23 protein-coding genes are annotated in these 22,254 nt (G+C 59.9%); 20 read left to right on the top strand and 3 right to left on the bottom strand.

What is annotated here, in order from left to right; translation table 11 throughout:
- The first annotated feature begins 154 nt into the window (after nucleotides 1-154).
- The 10 genes from VE934_RS04750 (at nucleotide 155) to VE934_RS04705 (ending at nucleotide 10,028) form a co-directional block, all read left to right on the top strand.
- On the top strand, nucleotides 155-1,102 hold the full coding sequence (locus VE934_RS04750) for a sugar ABC transporter substrate-binding protein (RefSeq protein WP_324884845.1): 948 nt from the start codon (nucleotides 155-157) through the stop codon (nucleotides 1,100-1,102).
- A gap of 4 nt (nucleotides 1,103-1,106) precedes the next feature.
- Nucleotides 1,107-2,666: a sugar ABC transporter ATP-binding protein gene (locus VE934_RS04745; RefSeq protein ID WP_324884843.1), complete on the top strand. Its 1,560-nt coding sequence runs from the start codon at nucleotides 1,107-1,109 to the stop codon at nucleotides 2,664-2,666.
- Nucleotides 2,663-3,673, top strand: coding sequence for an ABC transporter permease (locus VE934_RS04740; protein ID WP_324884841.1), 1,011 nt, complete (start codon nucleotides 2,663-2,665; stop codon nucleotides 3,671-3,673). The genes VE934_RS04745 and VE934_RS04740 overlap by 4 nt, the downstream gene beginning before the upstream one ends.
- On the top strand, nucleotides 3,670-4,689 hold the full coding sequence (locus VE934_RS04735; RefSeq protein WP_324884839.1) for a LacI family DNA-binding transcriptional regulator: 1,020 nt from the start codon (nucleotides 3,670-3,672) through the stop codon (nucleotides 4,687-4,689). Before VE934_RS04740 ends, VE934_RS04735 begins: the two co-directional genes overlap by 4 nt.
- Nucleotides 4,686-5,612, top strand: coding sequence for a ribokinase (gene rbsK / locus VE934_RS04730; RefSeq protein ID WP_324884837.1), 927 nt, complete (start codon nucleotides 4,686-4,688; stop codon nucleotides 5,610-5,612). Before VE934_RS04735 ends, rbsK begins: the two co-directional genes overlap by 4 nt.
- Nucleotides 5,590-5,985: a D-ribose pyranase gene (gene rbsD / locus VE934_RS04725; RefSeq protein ID WP_324884835.1), complete on the top strand. Its 396-nt coding sequence runs from the start codon at nucleotides 5,590-5,592 to the stop codon at nucleotides 5,983-5,985. Before rbsK ends, rbsD begins: the two co-directional genes overlap by 23 nt.
- A 189-nt stretch (nucleotides 5,986-6,174) precedes the next feature.
- Complete coding sequence (locus tag VE934_RS04720) at nucleotides 6,175-6,585, top strand: MerR family transcriptional regulator (protein ID WP_324884833.1); 411 nt, start codon at nucleotides 6,175-6,177, stop codon at nucleotides 6,583-6,585.
- Nucleotides 6,586-6,640: 55 nt separating this feature from the next.
- Nucleotides 6,641-7,219, top strand: a complete 579-nt coding sequence (locus VE934_RS04715; protein WP_324884831.1) for an NAD(P)H-dependent oxidoreductase — start codon at nucleotides 6,641-6,643, stop codon at nucleotides 7,217-7,219.
- 81 nt (nucleotides 7,220-7,300) lie between these two features.
- Complete coding sequence (locus VE934_RS04710; protein WP_324884829.1) at nucleotides 7,301-7,960, top strand: HAD family phosphatase; 660 nt, start codon at nucleotides 7,301-7,303, stop codon at nucleotides 7,958-7,960.
- Nucleotides 7,961-7,988: 28 nt separating this feature from the next.
- Nucleotides 7,989-10,028, top strand: a complete 2,040-nt coding sequence (locus tag VE934_RS04705; protein ID WP_324884827.1) for a DUF2868 domain-containing protein — start codon at nucleotides 7,989-7,991, stop codon at nucleotides 10,026-10,028.
- A gap of 180 nt (nucleotides 10,029-10,208) precedes the next feature.
- Here VE934_RS04705 and VE934_RS04700 read toward each other — a convergent pair whose 3' ends face one another.
- A complete protein-coding gene (locus VE934_RS04700) occupies nucleotides 10,209-11,093 on the bottom strand; it encodes a LysR family transcriptional regulator (protein WP_324884825.1) in 885 nt (294 codons plus the stop codon).
- A 79-nt stretch (nucleotides 11,094-11,172) separates the two neighbouring features.
- Between VE934_RS04700 and VE934_RS04695 the strand changes: the two genes are divergently transcribed.
- From VE934_RS04695 to VE934_RS04670, 6 genes are all read left to right on the top strand, one after another.
- Nucleotides 11,173-11,595, top strand: a complete 423-nt coding sequence (locus VE934_RS04695) for a DoxX family protein (RefSeq protein WP_324884823.1) — start codon at nucleotides 11,173-11,175, stop codon at nucleotides 11,593-11,595.
- Nucleotides 11,596-11,609: 14 nt separating this feature from the next.
- Nucleotides 11,610-12,287, top strand: a complete 678-nt coding sequence (locus tag VE934_RS04690) for a glutathione S-transferase family protein (RefSeq protein ID WP_324884821.1) — start codon at nucleotides 11,610-11,612, stop codon at nucleotides 12,285-12,287.
- A 64-nt stretch (nucleotides 12,288-12,351) separates the two neighbouring features.
- Nucleotides 12,352-12,654, top strand: a complete 303-nt coding sequence (locus VE934_RS04685) for a type II toxin-antitoxin system HigB family toxin (protein ID WP_324884819.1) — start codon at nucleotides 12,352-12,354, stop codon at nucleotides 12,652-12,654.
- A gap of 2 nt (nucleotides 12,655-12,656) precedes the next feature.
- Nucleotides 12,657-13,109 (top strand): helix-turn-helix domain-containing protein, encoded by a 453-nt coding sequence (locus VE934_RS04680; RefSeq protein WP_324884817.1) that lies wholly within the window; start codon nucleotides 12,657-12,659, stop codon nucleotides 13,107-13,109.
- A gap of 90 nt (nucleotides 13,110-13,199) precedes the next feature.
- A complete protein-coding gene (locus VE934_RS04675; RefSeq protein WP_324884815.1) occupies nucleotides 13,200-13,907 on the top strand; it encodes an SOS response-associated peptidase in 708 nt (235 codons plus the stop codon).
- A 119-nt stretch (nucleotides 13,908-14,026) separates the two neighbouring features.
- Complete coding sequence (locus VE934_RS04670) at nucleotides 14,027-14,407, top strand: YciI family protein (protein ID WP_324884813.1); 381 nt, start codon at nucleotides 14,027-14,029, stop codon at nucleotides 14,405-14,407.
- Nucleotides 14,408-14,512: 105 nt separating this feature from the next.
- Here the strand turns inward: VE934_RS04670 and VE934_RS04665 are convergent, their stop codons facing one another.
- Both VE934_RS04665 and VE934_RS04660 read right to left on the bottom strand, forming a co-directional pair.
- Entirely contained in the window at nucleotides 14,513-15,586 is a 1,074-nt protein-coding gene (locus VE934_RS04665) for a hypothetical protein (protein WP_324884812.1), read from the bottom strand.
- Nucleotides 15,587-15,818: 232 nt separating this feature from the next.
- Nucleotides 15,819-16,868 (bottom strand): AraC family transcriptional regulator, encoded by a 1,050-nt coding sequence (locus tag VE934_RS04660; RefSeq protein WP_324884810.1) that lies wholly within the window; start codon nucleotides 16,866-16,868, stop codon nucleotides 15,819-15,821.
- A 191-nt stretch (nucleotides 16,869-17,059) separates the two neighbouring features.
- Here VE934_RS04660 and VE934_RS04655 point away from each other — a divergent pair, with 191 nt between their 5' ends.
- From VE934_RS04655 to VE934_RS04640, 4 genes are read left to right on the top strand one after another with little or no spacing between them, the layout of a single operon-like run.
- Nucleotides 17,060-18,682, top strand: coding sequence for a carboxyl transferase domain-containing protein (locus VE934_RS04655; protein WP_324884808.1), 1,623 nt, complete (start codon nucleotides 17,060-17,062; stop codon nucleotides 18,680-18,682).
- A gap of 3 nt (nucleotides 18,683-18,685) precedes the next feature.
- Complete coding sequence (locus VE934_RS04650; protein ID WP_324884806.1) at nucleotides 18,686-19,477, top strand: enoyl-CoA hydratase/isomerase family protein; 792 nt, start codon at nucleotides 18,686-18,688, stop codon at nucleotides 19,475-19,477.
- 8 nt (nucleotides 19,478-19,485) lie between these two features.
- On the top strand, nucleotides 19,486-20,148 hold the full coding sequence (locus VE934_RS04645; RefSeq protein ID WP_324884804.1) for a DUF4126 domain-containing protein: 663 nt from the start codon (nucleotides 19,486-19,488) through the stop codon (nucleotides 20,146-20,148).
- A gap of 1 nt (nucleotide 20,149) precedes the next feature.
- Complete coding sequence (locus VE934_RS04640; protein WP_324884802.1) at nucleotides 20,150-22,138, top strand: acetyl/propionyl/methylcrotonyl-CoA carboxylase subunit alpha; 1,989 nt, start codon at nucleotides 20,150-20,152, stop codon at nucleotides 22,136-22,138.
- The last annotated feature ends 116 nt before the right edge of the window (nucleotides 22,139-22,254 follow it).

The following is a 22,254-nucleotide window of genomic DNA, read 5'->3' as shown; positions in this document are numbered from 1 at the left end:
GCAGCGAAAATCCTCGCGGCAGAGGTCGACTCGGGTTTTCACTGAGTTGACTCGTTAAGCCCGAACACTTGTAATAGCAAACGTTTGCGCAAACGTTTGCGCAAACTTGGTAATTGCGGCTCCACAATGCCGTTCACACGAAACAGGAGACAACATGAATACTTTTCCCCGACGCAAGGTGGTGGCATTGGCAACCGCAGTTCTTCTTGCAGCCTACGCACCCATGGGCATCGCCCAAACCAAGCCCAAGGTTGGCCTGGTGATGAAGTCGCTTGCCAATGAGTTTTTCAAGAACATGACCGAAGGCGCCATTGCGCACGAGAAAAAACGCGGCGACTTCGAACTCAAGCCCGTAGGCATGCAGTCTGAGACCGACTTCGACGCGCAAACCGCTGCGGTCGAAAACTTTGTCACGCAAAAATTTGATGTGATTGTGGTGGCTCCCGCGGATTCGCGCGCCATGGTTGCGCCCATCGCCAAGGCCCTGAAAGCCGGCATCACCGTCGTTAACTTCGACGTCGCCCTCGACCAGGCCGCCATGAAGAAAGCCGGTCTGGACCTTGCGTTCGTCGGCCCCGACAACCGCGCTGGCGCGCGTCTGGCTGGCGATGAGCTGGCACGAGTGCTGGGCGCTGGCGCCAAGGTCGTGATCATTGAGGGCAACCCCGGTGCCGACAATGCCTTGCAACGCAAACTCGGTTTCGAGGATGCCGCCAAGGCAGGCAAACTCAATGTGATTGCATCGCAAACCGCCAACTGGGAAACCGAACAAGCCAACGCGCTCTTCACCAACATGCTCACCGCCAACCCGGACATCAAGGGTGTGATGGCTGCCAACGATTCGATGGCTCTGGGCGTGGCCAAGGCGATTGATGCCGCTGGCAAGTCGGGTCAGATCAAGGTGGTGGGCTTCGACAACATCCCCGCGATTCGTCCGCTGATCCGCCAGGGCAAAGTGCTGGCAACGGTTGATCAGTTCGGCAGCGAAATGGCCGCCAACGCCATCGACTATGGCCTGAAAGCACGCAAGGACAAGAAGCCACTCAAGGGCTGGATCAAGACCCCCATTGAGCTGGTGACTTCCAAAAACGTCAAGGGCTGATGCTGTGACCCACCTGCCAGCCCTGCAACTTTCGGCGATCGGAAAATCGTTCTCCGGCGTGCGCGCGCTCGACGCCGTTGACCTGACCGTTGGCAGTGCCGAGATTCACGGGCTGGCTGGCGAAAACGGGGCCGGCAAAAGCACGCTCATCAAAATCCTCTGCGGGGCCGAAAGCTCCGACGAGGGAAGCATGCTGCTGCACGGCGAGCCGTATCGCCCGCGGTCGCCGCTCGACGGTTTGCGCTCGGGCATCCGGGTGGTTCATCAGGAGCTGCAGATGCTCGATGAGCTCTCGGTGGCCGAGAACATCCTGTTCGAGCATCTGCCGCGCAACCGGTTTGGTGTGGTCAACCGGGCGGAGCAGGAGGAGCGTGCGCGCGAGCTGCTGGCCAGAGTAGGTCTGCCCCATCTCTCGCCCAGGCAGCGTGTGGCCGGCCTGGGCATGGCGCATCGCCAGCTCATTGAAATTGCCAAGGCCCTGTCGGGGCGCAGCCGCATCGTCATCATGGACGAGCCGACCGCCACACTGACCCCGAAGGAAACCCAGCAGTTGCTGAAGATTCTGGCTGAGCTCAAGGCGCAGGGCGTGACTGTCATCTTCGTTACGCATCACCTGCAGGAGATTTTTTCAATATGTGACCGCGTGAGCGTGCTGCGCAACGGGAAACACGTCGCCACCCGTGACATCGCCAGCACCAGCACAGACGATCTTGTCAAACTGATGGTGGGAAGAAGCCTTGCGGCTGCGGCATCGCTGCATTCAAGGGCACCGGAGATCGACAATCGGCCCATTGCCATGGAGGTGCGCAACCTGCGCGTTCAGGCGTCTGCAGTGTCGACCCCGAAAAACCTGAGCGTGCGCTACGGGGAGGTCCTGGGCATTGCGGGTCTGGTTGGCTCAGGCCGCACCGAGCTTGTCAGAGCCCTTGCGGGCGCTGACACCGCTGCCGGCGGCGAGCTGCTGCGTGACGGCAAAGTGGTGAAGATCCGCCGACCTGGCGACGCCCTGGCGCACGGTATCTGCCTGCTCACAGAAGATCGAAAAGATGAAGGTCTGATTCTGGATATGAGCATCGCTGCCAACATGAGTCTTGCGGCGTTGGGCAAGGTGTCGCACGGCGGTTTCATGAACAAGGCGACCGAGCGAGCGCAGGCGCAGGACAAAGTCAGGGCGCTGGGCATCCGCTGCACCAATGTCGTTCAGCTTGCGGGCAAGTTGTCAGGCGGCAACCAGCAAAAAGTGGTTATGGCGAAATGGCTTCAGAGGGACCCCCAGGTGTTGATCCTGGACGAGCCCACCCGCGGAGTTGACGTGGGCGCAAAGGCCGAAATTCACGACCTGCTTCGGGATTTTGCGGCGCAGGGGAAGGCCATCATTGCGGTCTCCTCTGATCTGCGTGAGCTGATGGAAATTTGCGACCGCATCATTGTGATGAGCAAGGGCGCCATCGCCGGGGAAGTGGCGCGCACGGATTTTGACGAGGAAAAAATTCTGAAAATGGCATATAGCGAGTACCTGAACACGCAGCAACAAGAGACAAACGCCGAGGCACTACCAGCATGACTAACCAAACTTTAAATTTGACCCACGGGTCCCGCGGGCCCGTAAATACCAAAGTGGCGGCGGTGCTGCGCGAATCCGGCATTGGCCTCGCGTTGCTGGCCCTTGTTGTTGTTTTCAGTGTGCTGTCTCCCGTATTCCTCAGCGCCGGCAACCTCACCAACATCTTCACGCAAATATCCATCAACGTCATCGTTGCCGTGGGCATGACGTTTGTCATATTGGTGGGCGGCATTGATTTGTCCGTTGGGTCTGTCATGGCCTTTTGCGCCGTGGTGGCAGGAACGGTTTTGAAGATGGAGGGACTCTCCGAGTCGCACGCCATCATTTTGGCGGTTGCGGCAAGCATCACCGTGGGAGCGCTTTGCGGGCTGGTCAATGGCGCCATTTCTTCATTCTGGGCGGTGCCTTCTTTCATCGTCACACTGGGCATGCTTAACATTGCACGTGGCGCGGCCCTGCAATGGACAGAAGCACGTACGATCTACGAATTTCCCGATGTGTTCAACGACTTTGGCAACGCCACTGTGGCCGGCATGCCCGCCATCTTTCTGGTTGCGCTTGCGTTGGTTGCGCTGGGCTGGTTCGTGCTTAATCGCACGGTGTACGGAAGGCTCATTTATGCAGTTGGAAACAACGAAGAAGCTGTGCGCCTGGCGGGCCACCCAGTCCGTTTTATCAAGATCACCGCATTTGTCATCGCCGGTGTCACGGTGGGCATCGGCGCCATCATCTACATGACGCGGTTGACCATTGCCAGTCCCATCCTGGGCATCGGCTTTGAGCTGAATGCGATTGCGGCTGTCATCATCGGCGGCACCAGCCTGAACGGCGGCAAGGGCTCCATCATCGGCACGCTCCTGGGGGCGTGCATCATCGGCGTGCTGGCCAACGGGCTGATCTTGCTGGGCATGAGCGACTTCTTGCGGCAAATGGTCACCGGCGGCGTGATCATCCTGGCCGTTATTCTTGACGTGTTGCGGCAACGTTTGGCGAGACAGGGCAAATGATCACCATTCGCGATGTAGCTTCCCACGCCAACGTTTCGGTCACGACCGTATCGCATGTCATCAACGGCACGCGGACGGTCAGCCCTGATGCAATGGACCGTGTCCAAAAAGCCGTTATCGCGCTTGACTACGTTCCCAGCGCACTGGCGCGCAGCCTCAAAAGCAACCGCACACACACGGTGGGCATGCTGATTCCCAATAACTCAAACCCCTACTTCGCAGAGATGATCCGCGGCATCGAGGACCGCTGCTTTGCCTCCGGGTTCAACGTGGTGTTGTGCAACACAGACGATGACCCGCAAAAGCAAAGCGTCTATGTCCGCGTCATGGCAGAAAAGCAGGTCGACGGACTCATTGTTGTGTCGTCGGGCGCAGATCCTGACTTGATTGGTGAACTTCGGCAGCTGCGCATGCCGCAAGTCCTGGTGGACCGCGAGATTGACGACCTGATGGCCGACCTTGTGGAGGTCAATCACGAGTCGGGTGCCCAAATCGCTACCAAACACCTGCTGGATCTGGGCCATCGCCGCATTGCGTGTATCGCCGGTCCCCAGGTGGTTTCATCGGCGCGCCAGCGGCTGGCGGGGTACAAGAAGGCCCTGGCTGAAGCGGGCATCGCTTTTGACAGCACGCTGGTGCGCGAAGGCGATTTCACCAGTGACGGTGGTTACGACGCAACCTTGTCTCTGTTGACAGAAGAAGGCGTCGACGCCACCGCCGTTTTTGCGGCCAATGATCTGATGGCCTTTGGCGCAATCTGCGCGGCAGCGCATCGGGGTCTGCGTATCCCTGATGACCTTTCAATCATCGGCTTTGACGATATCGCTCTGGCCCGCCATACCAACCCGCCGTTAACCACCGTTGCGCAACCCAAGCACGAGACCGGCCATCTGGCCGCCGATTTGCTCATGCAGCGGATTGCAGAACCCGGGCGCGCGCTGCAAAAACGCCTTCTTCAGCCCGTGCTGCGTGAGCGCGAATCGTGCGCAGCGCCGGCCGTCAAGGGGAAAAAATGACCGGCTCCATCGTTGTGCTGGGCAGCATCAACCATGACCTGGTGCTGACCTGCGACCGGCTTCCGCAGCCGGGCGAAACGGTCAATGGCGGTGAGCTGCGGCAATGGACTGGCGGCAAAGGTGCCAACCAGGCCGTGGCTGCTTCGCGCCTGGGCGCGCGAGTTGAGTTGATTGCTGCCGTGGGCGCTGATGAAAATGGCGCCACCGCGCTGGCCACCTTGCGCCGCGAGGGTGTAGATGTAGCCATGGTCCGAACCGTCCCAGGCGTGGCAACCGGTGTGGCCATGGTTCTGGTAGACCGTGCAGGGGCAAATGCCATCGCGCTGGCAGCCGGCGCCAATCATGCGTTGTTGCCTGAGCATCTGGAAGCGCATCGTCAATGCATTGAGCAGGCGGCCGTGCTGGTGGTTCAGCTGGAAATCCTGCCCGAGACCGTGGCCTATGCGATTGAGATCGCGCACGCCGCCGGGGTGCCGGTGCTGCTCAATCCCGCGCCGGTGGTGTCTCTGCCACCTGCGCTGCTGCGGAAGGTGTCCGTGCTGGTGCCCAACGAGCATGAGGCGCGTCTGCTGGCAAACGAATTTGGCCTGGCAGCTTTCACAGCCAAAGAGCTTTTGCAAACAGGCGCGCAAAGTTGCATCGTCACGCTGGGTGAACAAGGCATCGAGATGGCCAACGCCACGGTCAACTGGGCATCGCAGCCGGAGGCGGTGAAGGCGGTGGACACCACAGGCGCTGGCGATACCTTTATCGGGGCTTTTGCGGTGGGATTGGCCGAACAAATGACGCTGAAGGCAGCAGCCCTGTTCGCGCAGTCGGCCGCCACGCTGAGCGTGACCCGCGCTGGCGCCATGCCGTCCATGCCAAAACGCGCAGAACTTGCAACCATGGAAATCCGCCGTGAAGAAAACAGCCTTGCTTAACGCAGCCCTTTCGGGGCTGGTAGCTGCAATGGGCCATGGGGACACACTGGTCATCGGCGATGCCGGTTTACCCGTACCGCCGGGCGTGCCGGTGATTGATCTGGCCGTCTCCCCGGGCACGCCCAGCCTGCAGGTTGTGCTTGCCGCGGTTCTTTCCGAGCTGCGTGTCGAGTCGTACATCGTGGCCACGGAGCTGGACGAGGCGGATACGCCGCTCAACAAATGGATTGCCTCTTCGCTGGACGGCACCGTGAGGCAGGTTTGCAGCCACGCTGACCTGAAACTCCATTGTGCAAAGGCGAGGGCGGTTGTGCGCACGGGCGAGTTCACCCCTTACGCCAATGTCATCCTCAGCGCCGGCGTCGTGTTCTAGAAGATCAGGGCATCGCGACTTCTACAATCCCTGCTTCAGGCGTATGTGCTGCTGGGCGTTATCCGCCGGCAGTTGTTGATCAAAACGGCCGTTCGCCCTTTAAGTACGGGCGCAAGTAGCTATCAAAAAAGTAGCGTTACGCTGTGAGTGACCGGCGGCTGAAACCACACAAGCATCATCTGGAGGCCCATGTTCATCGGAGAAATAGCACGGTTGACGGGCGCATCACCCAAGGCGGTCCGGCATTACGAAGGGCTGGGCCTGCTGGGCAAGGTCAACCGCGCCGGGTCCTATCGGGTGTACTCAGATGACGACGTCAGGCAGGTCAAGCTGATCCGGCAGGCGCAGGCGCTGGGTTTTCGTCTGGCGGATCTTCACCTTGTCCTGCAAGGTGATTCAAACCAGCCTGACTGGGATGGTCTGTCGCAACAAATCGCGCGCAAGCGGGAAAGCATCCAGCAGGAAATCAACGGGCTGCGCAGCCTGGACGAACAGCTGAAGCTGATAGACGCAGAAATCCGCTCATGTCCTGATACCGCCGCCAACATCGGTCAGGCCTGCGAAGCTGACGCACCTTTGCGCCGCAAAAAAAGTTCTTGACTCTGCCCCAAGGGGCAAGCTTTACCCTGACTCTTTTACTTAAGGGCAGGGCAACATGGGCAAACAGATTCTGGTGATTTTGGGTCACCCTTCAAGCGATAGTTTTTGCGGCGCGCTGGCGGGCGAATACGTTCATGCCGCTGAACAAGCTGGCCATGAAGTGAGGTTGCTGCGGCTGGGCGACTTGAAGTTTGATGTGGTTCTGCACGAGGGGTTCAAGAAAATCCAGCAAGTGGAGACCGACCTGGTGTTGGCGCAAGAGGCCATTCAATGGGCCGAGCATCTGTGTTTTGTTTTCCCGATCTGGTGGGGCGGCGTGCCTGCGCTGTTGAAGGGCTTTCTCGATCGGGCATTTCTGCCAGGCTTTGCTTTCAAGTACCGCGCAGGCGCTGCGTTTCCAGACCAGCTTTTGAAAGGGCGCTCAGCCCACATCCTGGCAACCATGGACACGCCGCCCTGGTATTTCAGGTGGATTTACCGCATGCCCGCTATTCACCAGATGCGGAAAACCACGCTGGAGTTTTGCGGAATCAAACCGGTCAAGGTGTTGAGCTTTGGGCCAGTGTTGGGCTCCAAGCCGGCGCAGCGCGAGGCGTGGCTGGAAAAGGCGCGCATTGCCGCGTCTCGTATTTAGCCTGATGGCAGGTGGGCGTTCCTGCCACTTCTACAATCACATCCATGGCGCCCATCGCGGCGTTGAACATGGAGAACATCAGTGCGTTTTGAAGCTGTGCTTTTTGATTGTGATGGTGTGCTGGTAGACAGCGAGCCCATCACCAACGGTGTTTTGCGCGACATGCTTGAAGAGGCTGGCTGGAAGCTCAGCCCGGCTGAGTGCATGCGACTTTTTGTTGGAAAGGCGGTCATCGACCAGACGGTCCTGATTGAGGCCAACACTGGTAAACCGCTCACCTCCGAATGGCTTGACGAGTTCCGGGAACGCCGCAACCAGGGGTTGGTTGCAGGCCTTGTCGCCATTGATGGGGCCGTTGAAGCTGTGGCGAAAATCCACAAGCTGAGCAACGGACGCATTGCCTGTGCGTCAGGCGCGGACCGCTTCAAGGTGGAAATGCAACTGGAAAAGTGTGGCCTCATGCCTTACTTCAAAGGCCACATTTTCAGCGGCCACGAAATGCCGCGCTCCAAACCCGCCCCTGATGTGTACCTGGCCGCCGCTGCCGCGCTGGGTGTGGACCCCAAACGCTGCGCGGTGATCGAAGACACGGTCACCGGCGTGATGGCCGGCATTGCGGCCGGCGCCACGGTCTTCGGCTACAGCCCGGCAGAAGCGGGACATGACGCGCCTGCTGCGTTGATCGAAGCCGGCGCCAGCCTGATCTTCACCGACATGGCAGCCTTGCCAGGCATGTTGTGAACACTTGCTTCGCTCCGGACGCTCTCCGATGACTGAAACTGAGCACCGGGCCCGCACAACCGTGCTAGCGCAGGCGCTGGAGAACGATGACCCCCGGGGTGATCTGGTGGACCTGGCCGCGCGCAAGGCTGCTGCATTGGCGGCCATGAATGAGCTCGGCCAGATTTCGGCAGATGGCCGTGTTGTCCCCGATGATCAGCTGCTTGCCACACGTGCCAGACACCTGGTGGATCTGCTGGCGGCAAAACATCCGGCCTTGGCTGCACTGCAACGCCCTGGCACCCTGAGTACCAGGCTGATGCTGGCGCTCCCGGTGCTGGCCTTGCTGGCAGGCTTCGCCACCGACCGTATCGGCAATCCCCATCGGGTCGACCTGCTGTCTGCGCCCTTGTTGATCATCATCGGCTTCAATCTGGTGGTTTATGGCGTGCTGGCCGTACTGGCTTTGCGGTCAAAACCGCTGGCGCGCGCATCGTGGCTATCTTCCCTGCTCCAGCAGGTCGATAGCTGGCGCTCGCGTCAGCCCGGGCCCAGCGCCAGAGTGATGTCCGGTTTCCATCAGCGCTGGCAGCTTGTGGCCGGCCACCTCAACGCCCATTGCCTGAAAACCGTGCTGCATGTTTCTGCCGCGGCGTGGGGCGCAGGCGTCGCCTTGTCGCTGGCGGGCCGCGGATTGTTTGTTCAGTACAAGGTCGGCTGGGAAAGCACGTTTTTGAGTGCAGAAACCGTGCACCGCCTGCTGGACCTGATTTTCTGGCTGCCGACCCGGGTGTTCAATCTCACACCGCTCACTCTGGGTGAAGTGACGGCATTGCGCAACTTCCAGAACGACAGTGTGGCCGGCGCGCGTTGGGTCTGGATGTACGTCGGGTTAACGGCCTTGCTGGTCATTCTGCCGCGCTTGCTGCTTGCCGCCTGGTCCGCCGTGCGCGCCCGCACAGCGAGCCACCAGCTGCGGCTGGATCTTTCTGCGCCGTATTACCAGGGCGTTCTGGCCTCCATGCGGCGCGTCCACTTGAAGATCGGTCTGGCCTTTGCCAGTGCCGCGACGCATGCGCAGTTTTTCGGCCTGGCACGGCTGGTGGCGGACGATCCGCTGGCGCAGCAACTGGCGATCTCGACGCCCGAGGGAGATCGCCTGCAGTGGGTCGAAGAGCCAGTCGCCGCTTCGCCGGTGGACTGCGTTTTGTCTACCGATACCGGTGGACTGCTTGAAAAGCCCGTGCCACCCGTCTGGTCCGGTCTGCCCTCCGTGGTGGTTCCGGCTTATCGATTGACGAACAGCTGGCCACAGTGGCCGGTGTTGACGCGGGCCCTGGCGCTTGCAACGGGCTCCGGTTCCCAGGCGGGGTGGGATCGCCTTGAGAGCAAGCTGCAGCACGGGCAACAACAGCGCCTTGAACGCAGCATGACGGCAGTGGCGACCTGCCTGACCGGCATTGCGGTCCACATCAACGGCGACGGCTCGGTAACGGCCATCGAAAAAGCGAGGGACGAACTGTTTCTGGCCTTGCAGCAAATACATCGCCTGGACCGGGCGACAGGTCTGGCACTGGCCGGACAAGTGGTGCAGTACAACTCCCCCGCCTCCACCATGGGGAAGAAGTCGCTCACTGCGGCCAGCGCTGCGACCGGCGCCAGCGTGGGTGCAGTGGTGGATGCATCGACGGGATTTTTGACCCTGGGCGCGGGCACTGCGCTGGGTGCGCTTCTGGGAGCCGGCATCGGCTGGGTGACCGCGCTGCGGCACAAGAAGGGTGTTGATGCCGATGTGATGAGGCGTCTGACGGAAGCTGCCCTGCTGCTGTATCTGGAGGTTTCCAATTCGGTCAGGGTGCATGCCGACATGCGGGGACCCCGGGATGCCTGGGAAAGAGAGCTGGCCAAAGAGATCCAGCAGCGAGAGGAGGCGCTGTCGCGTCTCTGGTCCGCCAGGGAGGGGGCGGCCACAGATGCCATCGCGTCCGAGGCGGAGCCCGTGCTCATGGCAGCCGTGCAGGCAGTGCTGGCCACCCTCTACCCGCCCACGACTCCCGTAGAGGTCGTCGGCCCGGGCGCACAGCTTTAAGGCAGCGCTGACCCAAGCCCTGCGCCGCGCGATCAGCCGTATCAGGGTTTTGGGTTTTTGAGGCGAGTTTGTGCATCAAATTAGCCTCTAGCCCTTTTTTGGCGGGCGCAACCAGCTATCCAATTGATAGCAAATAGGGCCCGGCGGCGTATTGCTCACATAGATTTGTACGCCACGCGCCTAAGTCAACACCATGTGTTTCGCCAAGTGGCTGAACACCGTAGACACCCGCCGCAGGTGGCGTGATTCGGTGTGCGTCAAAAGCCAGAGTTCTGTCTGGCACTCGTCCAGCGCCGCTGTCAGCGCCACCAGGTCAGATCGGCCGTTTGCCATGAACATCGGCATCAGGCCGATGCCCACGCCTTGCGCCACCAACTCTGCCACCGTGAGGATGCTGTTGACCCGGTAGCGCGGCATCACCCTGGGAAAGTGCTTTTTGCGCCACGCCACAGAAGGGTGGTCGGGCAGTGCGTCGTCCGGTGCAATCCAGTTGGCGGTGCTGGCCATGTCTGCGTCAAGGCGCTTGAGCCTGCTTTTTTTAGCGGCATACACAGCCATGCGAATCGGCCCCACATGTTTGCCCACCAGGTGTTGTGGCGGGCGGCGCGTGGCACGCACGGCAATGTCCGCGTCGCGCCGCGTCAGGCTGGCCGGCTCATTGCCGGCATGCAGCTCATAACTGAGCAGGGGGTGGGTTGGCAACAGCAGCTTCAGTGCCGGTGCCACCAGCCCGTGCAGGATGGTGTCCGTGGTGGTGATGCGCACGCTGCCGGACACCTGCTCTGGCTCCGCTTGCGCGGCAGAGCGCGCGGACTCCAGCTGCACTTCAAGTTGCTCACCGTGCGTGGCAAGCACCTGCGCCAGCTCCAGCGCTTGATAGCCCGTGCGCGACCGCTCAAACAAGCGCTGGCCCAGCCCTTTCTCAATGTGTTGCAGCGAGCGGAACACGGTAGACGCATCTACGGCAAGCCGTTCACCCGCCTCTGCCAGCGTCTTGGTGCGCACCAGGGCCAGCACCACCTCTACATCCGGGGCACTGAGTTTGTATTGCGTTTGTGCAGTCATGGTTTGCGTGTGCGCCTATTTTCATTGCGTAATTGCAATACTACATTAGCTCCATCAACTTACCCAATGGAGAAACGCAATGACCCAAATTCAAACCACCAACACCGCCGACTACGGCGTGAGCCTGCTCCGCATCAGCCTGGGCGTGATGTGGATCGCCCATGCCTTGTTGAAGTTATTCGTTTTCACGCTGGCGGGCACCGCACAGTTTTTTGAAAGCGTGGGCATTCCCGGCTTCCTGGCTTACCCCGTGTTTGCTGCAGAGCTGCTGGGCGGCGCGGCCATATTGTTTGGTGTTTACGCACGGCAGGTGTCGCTGGCACTGGCGCCTGTCATGGCTGTGGCGGCGTCGGTGCACTTTGCCAACGGCTGGCTGTTTACCAACAAGGGCGGTGGCTGGGAGTACCCGGTTTTTCTGGTCGTCGCATCGCTTGCGCTGTGGCTCGCAGGCGACGGCGCCCTGGCGCTGCGCCGCAGCCAGCGCTTTGTGCCCGCCGTGTGACCAAGAGGCACGCCATGACACCCCACCTCACATTGATCAGCCACAAGTTGTGCCCCTATGTGCAGCGCGCGGCCATCGTGCTGGCTGAAAAAGGTATTGCCTTCGAGCGCAAAGACATTGACCTTGCCAACAAGCCCGACTGGTTTCTAAAACTTTCGCCGCTGGGCAAAACGCCGGTGCTGCTGGTGAACGGCGAAGCCATTTTTGAATCCGCCGTCATTTGTGAATATCTTGAGGACACCGCCGCTCCGCGCCTGCACCCAGAGGACGCACTGCAGCGCGCTCGGCACCGCGGCTGGATGGAGTTTGGCTCAGCAGTGCTCAACAACATCGGCGCTTTTTACAACGCACCTGATGAAGAAGCCCTGGTAACCCGCGCAGCCGAGTTGCGTGCAAAGTTCCAGCTGATTGAGGTTGCGCTTGGCAAGGGGCCTTACTTTGCGGGCGGACACTTCAGCATGGTCGATGCGGTTTTTGGTCCGGCGTTTCGCTACTTCGATGTGTTTGACGAGATTGGCGATTTCGGTGTCTTTGCCGATATGCCCAAAGTCAATGCCTGGCGCCGCGCGCTTGCGGAACGTGAGTCAGTGCGCAGGGCGGTGGGGGCTGACTATCCGGAACTGCTTCGGGCTTTTCTGCAGAAGCGCGGCTCGGCGTTGTCCAGGCGTATGGCTGTCTCGTTACCGGCTTGAGGGGCCAGTTTTGTGAGCCGCAAGGGTGCTTGCATGATACATATCATTTTGATATAATCAATGCATGCACGTGATTTCCATCAAGATGCTTCGGGAATTTTGGAAGAAGCATCCACAGGCAGAAAACGTTCTACGCGAATGGCACTCAGTTGTTGAGCATGCCGCGTTTGAAGACTTCAACCACTTGCGTGAATTTTTCAATTCAGCGGATTACGTGCCGCCGTTCACTGTGTTTGACGTTGGTGGAAACAACTATCGCGTGGTGGTCATTGTCCGGTACCGATTCAAAAAGGTTTTTGTACAAAAGGTCATGACGCATCGAGAGTACGACGACTGGAACAAGCTTTATCGGAAAGGCAAGGTGTGACCATGCAAGCAGCCACTGCTCATCGCGGAAACAGAACCAAAAAGGGGATCGACATCCCAGCCCTGCAGGCCTCCTGGCAGGCATTTGACACTGTCGCACACCTGCGTCCCATTCACAGCGAAGCTGACTACGACCGCATGGTCGCCATGATGAATGCGCTGTTGGACGTGGCTGGAGACGATGAAGACCATCCCTTGTCTGGCTTGGTGGAACTGCTTGCTGATGTGGTGTCCCGGTACGAGCAGGAGCACCACGCAATAGAGGCGGCCAGCCCCAACGACACCCTGCGGTTTTTGATGGAGGCGCGGGGCCTGAAACAGGACGATCTCTCGGCCATTGTTCCCCAAAGCAACCTGTCAGCGATTCTGGCGGGCAAGCGAAAAATCAGCGCCACCATGGCAGGCAAGTTGGGCGGGTTTTTTGGTATCAGCCCGGCCGTGTTTGTGCCCAAGTAGGCAAGCCTGATGAAACCGCAACGCTTCGTCTGACAATTTGCGACGTTGCCTGGCGCAACAGTTTCTGCCGTCGCAACTCCGCACCCGACCATGTGTTCCAACTACCTCCCCGTCACGCGCTCTGACAGACTGCTGTCTTTCTTCGGGGTCGAGCGCGCTCGCGACGAAGCGCCTGTAGATGTATGGCCTCTCGGGCTGGCCCCTTTTATTCGGTTGGCTGATGACGGCTCGGGCAGCCGTGTCATTGACGACGGCATCTTTGGCCTGTTGCCTGACTTCGCCGCCGAACTGGCCGCCGGCCGGAGAACCTACAACGCCAGAAGCGAAACAGTAGCCCGCCTCCCCAGCTTTCGCGAGTCATGGGCCAAAGGCTGGCGCTGCATCATTCCTTCCGAAGTTTTTTACGAGCCCAACTGGGAGAGCGGCAAGGCTGTGCGCTGGGCCATCCAGCAGCCCGGCCAGGTGCCCATGGGCATTGCCGGCATCTACCGCAAATGGCGCCACCCCAACGGTCGCGAAGACTTCACGTTTGCAATGCTCACGGTCAACGCAGACGGGCACCCCGTGATGCAGCGCTTTCACAAGCCTGGAGAAGAAAAGCGCATGGTGGTGATATTGGCGCCGCAAGACTACGGCAACTGGCTATCGTGCCCCGTGAAAGAAGCCGCCAGCTTTTTCAAGGCATGGGCTGGGCCACTTGAGGCGGCCGCCGCCGCTCTGCCCCCGCGCGCTCCAAAAAGCAGCAGCGTGCTCACCTCGCGTATGCCGCCCCCGCCTGACACGGGCGAGCTGTTCTAAAGCGGAGGGTTTTACCCTGACCTGAAGAAATAAATGTCGAGAATCGCGCCGACTGTTCGTCATGCAGAGGTGACGGCGTTAAAAGCCGCATATCAACCCCAACCCGAAGGACTTCCGTTATGAAATACCTGTGCCTTGCCTACTACGACCCCGAAAAAATGGACGCCATGGCGCCTGCCGACATGCAGGCACTTGTGGAGGCCCTGCCCGCCAAGGACGCCGCCCTCGCAGAGACGGGCAAGCTGGTCTGGAGCGGCTCGCTCGAAGGCCCCAAAGCCACCTTCGGCATGCGCCCGCGCGGCGGCAAACCTGTGGTGACCGACGGACCTTATGCGGAAGCCAAAGAGATGGTCGGCGGCTTTTTTGTGATCGAAGCTGCCGACAAGGAAGAGGCGGTGCGCATCGCCTCATTGCATCCCGCAGCCACGTTGGGCGAGCACATCGGATGGGGGATTGAGGTGCACCCGATTGGCACCTGTTCGGTCAAGACACAAAAATAGAAGGCGCAGGCTTGCAATTCAAAAGAGGAAAAATCGATCCCGTTGCTCAGAGGACAAGCGTTTTTGATCGCATGTGCGAGGGTGTCGTTGAAGCGCCATAAGAGGCTATTTTTGCTGCGCCCTACGAAGGCTCAGTGTGAAGTTTGGTCCCCGACCAGAAAAGGTAGCGACAAGTTTTCCATCGTGGCCCATAGTGAGGGAAATTTGCGAGTCTGCCGCAGGGGTTGAAGAGAATGTGGCTCCATCTAAAGTCATGTTAAGTCGCCTGCCTTTGTATGGTTTGCTTCGCCCTTTCGCAATCATCAATACGGTTACTTCATTCGCGGAAACAAATTCCTCGAATGCAAACAGAATTTCTCCAGCTAGCAACAAATTCCCTGACCACCATCCTGTGAGTTTTCCCGGGAGTTCGCCAAGCGATGGCGAGGGATTTTTGATTGAGAAACCTTGCGGGAGTTCTACATCATCAAGCACGATCCCCACAACTTGCGGCGAGGCGTTTTCCATTGCAGGAGCTGCCTGTGACAGCGTTCGGGCATGGTGACGCTCCAAAATCCTGTCACCTTCAGCTTCTAGTGCCAGTAAAAGGTCTGAACTTCCCTTTACTTTGACTTGGGTATCTATCGCGCTATTGGGGCAACGCTCAAGCCAGGCGTTCTTTGCAGTTGAAAGATCTATCTTCGCTCCTGCTTTTTCTAGCGCCTGACGGGTTTGCAGGTACGGCTTGTCTTCAACAGGGGATTTGTAATAAGGCTGGACCTGGAAGATGGGAACCCAAGAAAATGGGTCGCTGAGTATTTGCGGCCTGCAGGCCCACAAAGTCTGGCGGAAAGCAAAGTTCGCAAACATCCATGACGTCGTGTTGTTCGGTCCGATGTCGTTGATGGACGCTTTGACTTTCTCCGATTTGAGCAACTCGTTGACTAGGCCCGGAAAGCCATGCGCCGACGCGAGCATCAACGGGTTTACGCCGTCCAGATCTTTTCTGGTCAATGCACGATCAGAAGGATCCTTCGCAACTAGTTGACGAAGCTCTTCTGCTGATTCTGTCTCAGCAGCTCGGTAGTCAGCCTGACTAGCTGTTTGCGTGCTAATCCATTGAATTTTCTTTCGGAGGTTTTCAATGACATGTACGACATCGTCGGCAACGGTCTGAGCCCCGACTAAATGCGGGGCCATAAACCCGACCGCTAGCACACCTCTTGCAAAACGGCAGAGCCTCATGGCGTACTTTCGGAGTCAACGTCGGCCGCGCAAGGGCTGCAGTCAGCATAGGTTTGAATGACAGGTCGAGCATTCATTGTTGCCTCTAAATCTTTGATGTCGGCAGTCTAACGGGTATAACTCTCGAACTCAGTTTCGTCGAGAGATGACCTATGACGGTTTCATCCCAAACGCTATTGCAACGACTTCATCCCAGCGATGAGCGTCTGAACCCCGCAGGAGATACCGCCGTCGCCTCCCGAAAGGCCCGCATAAAGCTTTTTTCGTTCTTGAAACCAGCCGCTGTCGCAACCTGCTTTATCGGCTGGTCGCCGCGATTCAATAAGTCTTTGGCTCGGTCAAAACGAACTTCGTCTTTCAATAGTTGCAGTGACGCGCCTTCTTCCTTCAGTTGCCGATGCAACGTCCGCGTAGAAATATTTAACAGCGACGCAACACCCTCAGCGTTGCGCGCGCGATCAGGATAAGAACTTAACACCTGCCTCACCTGCTGCACCAACAACCTGTCCCGCCGGTACTGCAGCACTGTCAGCGGCAACGCCCGCTGCAGCATCTGCTGTAAAGCCTTCTCATCACGACGTAGCGGCAGTGCCAGGTAGCGCGCATCAAACCTGATCTCTGCCTGCGCAGCGTCAAAACGCAGCGGGCCGGGAAACATCAGCTCATAAGCATCTCCATGCGCAGGCGCAGCAAACGGAAAACGTGCACCCTGTAGCGGAATGCGTGAATCGATGTACCAACATGCCAGCCCGTGGATGTTGCGCAATACGTGCACCAGGCAAAACTCTCGGGCGCCTCGTTCAAGTCGGTCCAGGGCGGCGCTCTCCTTGATCTGTATCGCTGCACTGTCGCCGCTGGTCACCACCTTGAGGGTGAGGTCATCTGCCAGCAGGCCGTGGTGGCGGCACCAGCGTTTCAGGGCCACACCCAGGTTTGGCGCGCTGAGTGAGGCTCGGGCCAGCATGCCGTAGCTGCCCCAGGGCAGCTTGCGTGAGAAGGCACCCAGCCCTTCGTCGTCCAGCTCTTGCATGGCCGTGCCTGAGAGCACTTCCATCTGGCGGGCGGTGATTCTGGCGTCTGATTGCTGCAGTTTTGATGGCGTGATCTGTGCCTGCTTCAAGGCCTTGGCCGGGTTTTGGCCGTGCTTTTCGTATGCCGCTGCAATCACCCGTGCAAGGGCCATGGGGGTGGCGGCCACGGGCTGTGAAGCAGGGGCAGGTGGGCGACGGCTAGGCATCAGGCAAGTTTGCGTGAAGTTGGCACGATTTGCAACCTCTGCGGCGCTTGCTGAGGAGTTGTGGCGGTCCGCGCCGGGCGGTTTGGAGGTAAGGTGTGGCTTCGGGCCAGAGCCCGAAATGGCTTCGACAGGCTCAGCCCGAACGGGAGATGGGTTGTATCGAGGTCGCGCGATTCGAATCGAGGAGACACATGCCAGTTCTGGAGACAAAACTCAACGCCCGCTCTGCGGACTTTCAGGCCAACGCCGCTGCCATGCGCGCGCTGGTTGATGACTTGAAACAGCAGGTGGCCAAGGCCGCTGCTGGCGGTGGCGAAGCGGCTAGAGCCAAACACGTGGCGCGCGGCAAGCTGCTGCCGCGTGAAAGGGTGCAGATGCTGCTGGACCCGGGCACGCCCTTTCTGGAACTGGCGCCGCTGGCTGCGCTGGCCATGTACCCCGACCGTGACGGCACAGACAGTGCACCCTGCGCAGGCGTGATCACCGGCATTGGCCGCGTCAATGGTGTGGACTGCATGATTGTGTGCAACGACGCCACCGTCAAAGGCGGCACCTATTACCCCATGACGGTGAAAAAGCACTTGCGCGCGCAAGAGGTGGCGCAGCAAAACTGCCTGCCCTGTGTGTACCTGGTGGACTCGGGCGGCGCCAATCTGCCGAATCAGGACGAGGTGTTTCCCGACCGCGACCACTTTGGCCGCATCTTTTACAACCAGGCCAACATGAGCGCGCAGGGCATTGCGCAGATTGCAGTTGTCATGGGCAGCTGCACGGCGGGCGGTGCTTATGTGCCCGCCATGAGCGACGAAAGCATCATCGTCAAAGACCAGGGCACCATCTTTTTGGGGGGCCCGCCACTGGTCAAGGCTGCCACCGGCGAAGTGGTCACGGCTGAAGACCTGGGCGGTGGCGATGTGCACACCCGCCTGTCAGGCGTGGCCGACCACCTGGCGCAGGACGACCTGCACGCGCTGGCGCTGGCACGCAACTGCGTCAAGAATTTGAATAAAAACAAGGCTCCGGCCCAGTATGTACGAGCGCCAGTAGCTCCTGAATTCATAGCAGAAGAGCTTTACGGTGTGATCCCCGTGGACACACGCAAGCCGTTCGACGTGCGCGAGATCATTGCCCGCATCGTCGACGGCAGCGAGTTTGACGAGTTCAAAGCGCGGTATGGCACCACGCTGATCTGCGGTTTTGCGCACATTGAAGGCATGCCGGTCGGCATCATTGCCAACAACGGTATTTTGTTCAGCGAGTCGGCACTCAAGGCGACGCACTTTATCGAGCTGTGCTGTCAGCGCAAGATTCCGCTGGTGTTTTTGCAGAACATCACCGGCTTCATGGTGGGCCGCAAATACGAAAACGAAGGCATCGCCCGCAACGGCGCCAAGATGGTGACCGCTGTGGCCACCGCACAGGTGCCCAAGTTCACCATCATCATTGGCGGCAGTTTTGGCGCAGGCAACTATGGCATGTGCGGCCGCGCTTACTCACCGCGTTTTCTCTGGATGTGGCCCAACGCGCGTATCAGCGTCATGGGTGGCGAGCAAGCCGCCGGCGTGCTGGCAACAGTCAAGCGCGATGGGATTGAGGGCAAGGGTGGCAGCTGGAGCGCCGAAGAAGAAGAAGCTTTCAAAGCCCCGATACGCCGCCAGTACGAAGACCAGGGCCACCCCTATTACGCCACCGCCCGGCTGTGGGACGACGGCGTAATTGACCCCGCCGACACGCGCCGGATGTTGGCGCTAGGCTTGAGCGCCGCGCTCAATGCGCCGATTCCGGATACGAAGTTCGGCCTGTTCAGGATGTAAACCGTGCAAAACCTGCAACTCCAAGTAGAAGACAGCGTTGCCACGGTGACCCTGAATCGCCCCGAAGTCCGCAACGCCTTCAACGACGAAACCATCGCCGAAATGACGGCCTGCTTTAACGAGCTGGCCACGCGTGACGACGTGCGTTGCATCGTGCTGGCCGCCAACGGCAAGGCCTTCAGCGCCGGGGCTGATTTAAGCTGGATGAAACGCATAGCCACTTACACACGCGACGAAAACCTGTCCGACGCCGGCGCGCTGGCTGAGATGCTGCGCGTGATCTACACCTGCCCCAAACCCACCATTGCCAAGGTGCAGGGCGATGTGTATGCCGGCGGCACGGGCCTGGTGGCGGTCTGTGACATGGCTGTATCGGTCGACACCGCAGGCTATTGCCTGAGCGAAGTCAAACTGGGGTTGATTCCGGCCACCATCAGCCCCTATGTGATTCGCGCCATGGGCGCGCGTGCGGCGCACCGCTACTTTTTAACGGCAGAGCGCTTTAGCGCAGCCGAGGCCTTGCGCATCGGTTTCATCCATGAGGTGGTGACAGCTGACGCGCTGGACGCCAAGGTGGCAGAGCTGACCACGGCCCTGGTTAATGCCGGTCCCGCTGCTGTGCGTCTGTGTAAAAAGCTGGTGCAAGACGTGGCTGAGCAGGCCATTACGCCGGCGCTGATTCAAATGACGGTAGACAGCATCGCCGACATCCGGGTGAGTGCGGAAGGTCGTGAAGGCGTGCAATCGTTTTTGCAAAAGCGCAAGCCAAACTGGTTGCCCGGGCAAACTGAATAGGAGTCAACATGCAAGCCATGGACACCGTACAACTGATTGCCCTCGCAAGCGCACTGGGTTGGGCCAGCGGGGTGCGCCTCTACCTGGCGGTGCTGCTTACTGGGCTAGCCGGTTTTATGGGCTGGATCCAGCTGCCGCAGGGCCTGCACCTGCTGGCCAACCCTGTTGTGTTGGGTGCCAGTGGCTTCATGGTGTTTGTCGAGTTTTTTGCCGACAAGATTCCTGGCCTTGATTCACTGTGGGACGTGGTGCACACGCTGATCCGCATTCCGGCCGGCGCTGCGCTGGCAGCGGGCGTGTTTGGCGCTGACAGCGGTGCGATGGCCCTGGTGGCCGCGCTGATGGGCGGCACACTGGCTGCCACCAGCCATGCGGCCAAGGCAACGACGCGCGCCGCCATCAATACGTCGCCCGAACCGTTTAGCAATGTGGGCGCGTCATTGCTTGAAGATGGCCTGGTGCCCGCAGGGCTGTGGCTGGCGCTTGCGCACCCGGTTGTGTTTGTTGTTGTGCTGGTGCTGGTGTTGATTCTCAGCGTCTGGCTGATTCGCACCTGCTGGCGGTTTTTGTCGCAGCTTTTCGCGCGTGTGGCGCGCATCTTCAGCGGCAAGCCAGATACCGGGCCAGCGCCCGCCTTCACTCTCAAATCTCCCTTCTCAAAGAACGACTGACATGTTTAAAAAAATACTGATCGCGAACAGAGGCGAGATAGCCTGCAGGGTAGCGGCCACCGCGCGGCGCATGGCCATCCAGAGCGTGGCTGTGTATTCGGACGCCGATGCCAACGCCAAACATGTGAGCGTGTGCGACGAGGCCATTCACATCGGGGGCAGTGCGCCCAAGGACAGCTATCTGCGCTGGGAAAAAATCATTGAGGCGGCCAAAGCAACCGGTGCGGACGCCATTCACCCCGGCTATGGATTCTTGAGCGAGAACGAAGAATTTGCGCAGGCCTGCGCGGCCGCTGGCCTGGTTTTTATCGGCCCTCCGGCCTCGGCCATCAAGGCCATGGGCCTGAAGGCTGAGTCCAAACAACTGATGGAAAAAGCCGGCGTGCCGCTGGTGCCCGGCTACCACGGCGCGGACCAGGACCCGGCGCTGCTTAAACGCGAGGCTGACCGCATTGGCTATCCGGTGCTGATCAAGGCCAGCGCAGGCGGCGGCGGCAAGGGCATGCGGGCGGTGGACAGGTCTGAAGACTTTGACGCGGCACTGGCTTCGTGCAAGCGCGAAGCCATCAACAGCTTTGGCGACGATGCGGTGCTGGTCGAAAAATACGCCCAGCGCCCACGGCATATCGAGATTCAGGTGTTTGGTGACATACACGGCAACTACGTTTACTTGTTTGAGCGCGACTGTTCTGTGCAGCGTCGCCACCAGAAGGTGCTGGAAGAAGCACCCGCGCCCGGCATGACGGAGGCGATGCGCAAGCAGATGGGCGAGGCCGCGGTGGCTGCGGCGCGCGCCGTCAACTATGTGGGGGCCGGTACGGTCGAGTTCATCGTTGAGCAGCGAACCGACGGCAGCATGAACTTCTTCTTTATGGAGATGAACACGCGGCTGCAGGTGGAGCACCCAGTGACCGAAGCCATCACCGGGCTTGACCTTGTGGAGTGGCAGCTGCGCGTGGCGTCGGGGGAGAAGCTACCTTTGATGCAAGACCAGTTGCGCATTCACGGCCACGCTTTGGAAGCACGCATTTGTGCCGAAAGCCCGGACAACAACTTTTTGCCCGCCACCGGCACGTTGCATGTGTATGGCCTGCCGGCTTCAGTTTCCTTTGAGCGCGGGCTGGTGCGCGTGGACGCCGGCGTGCGCGAGGGCGACGCGATCTCCCCGTATTACGACTCGATGATTGCCAAACTCATCGTGCATGGCGACACGCGTGAGCAGGCGCTGGCCCGCATGGACGAGGCGTTGGCGCAAGTACACATCGTGGGCCTGAGCACCAATGTGCAGTTTTTGCGCCATGTGGTGAACAGCCGCTCGTTTGCAGAGGCTGATCTGGACACGGCGTTGATTCCGCGCGAGACAGCGGTGCTTTTCAATCAGGAAAAAATCGGTTTGCCGCTGGCTGCAGCAGCCGCCGTGGCCCTGACCCTGCTGGAAGAAAATGCGCAGGAGACGGCAGACCCTTTCAGCAAGCGTGACGGATGGCGATCACACGGCGTGGCGCTGCGGCGGTTTGAGTTTGAGTTTCATGGCGAGACTGCGCAGGCTGAACTGAGCTATCTGCACGATGGCGCGCTGCAGCTCGCAGCCGGTGGCGTGTCGGGACTGCTCACATTTGCGCGCGGCGGGGGCGCTGTGACTCTTGGTTTTGGCGCACTGCGTCTGGCCGCAACCATTTACCGCCGCGGCGAGGTGGTGCACGTATTCGCGCAGCGTGGCGCCACGCAGATCACGGTGATCGACCGCCTGGCTCACGCGGGCGAAAGCCACGGCGAGGCTGGCCGCCTGACCGCGCCCATGCCGGGCAAGGTTGTGTCCTTCTCGGTCAAGGCCGGTGACAAGGTTGAAAAGGGCCAGGCGCTGGCGGTCATGGAAGCCATGAAGATGGAGCACACCATTGCCGCGCCCGCCGACGGCGTTGTGCAGGAGCTGCTGTATGCGCCGGGTGATCAGGTGGCCGAAGGCGCAGAGCTGCTGAAGATGGCCTGAGGATTTGTGATTGCTATTTAATCGATAGCGAACTGTTCCCGTGAATAAAGGGCGAGGTGCCGATTTCTTTCCAGGTCTGAGGCGAAGAGGCTCTGGTTGGCCAAAACGCCGGTATC

The sequence above is a fragment of the Polaromonas sp. genome, from assembly GCF_035638815.1.
GTDB lineage: Bacteria > Pseudomonadota > Gammaproteobacteria > Burkholderiales > Burkholderiaceae_C > Polaromonas.
This window is presented reverse-complemented; position numbering and strand designations above follow the sequence as displayed.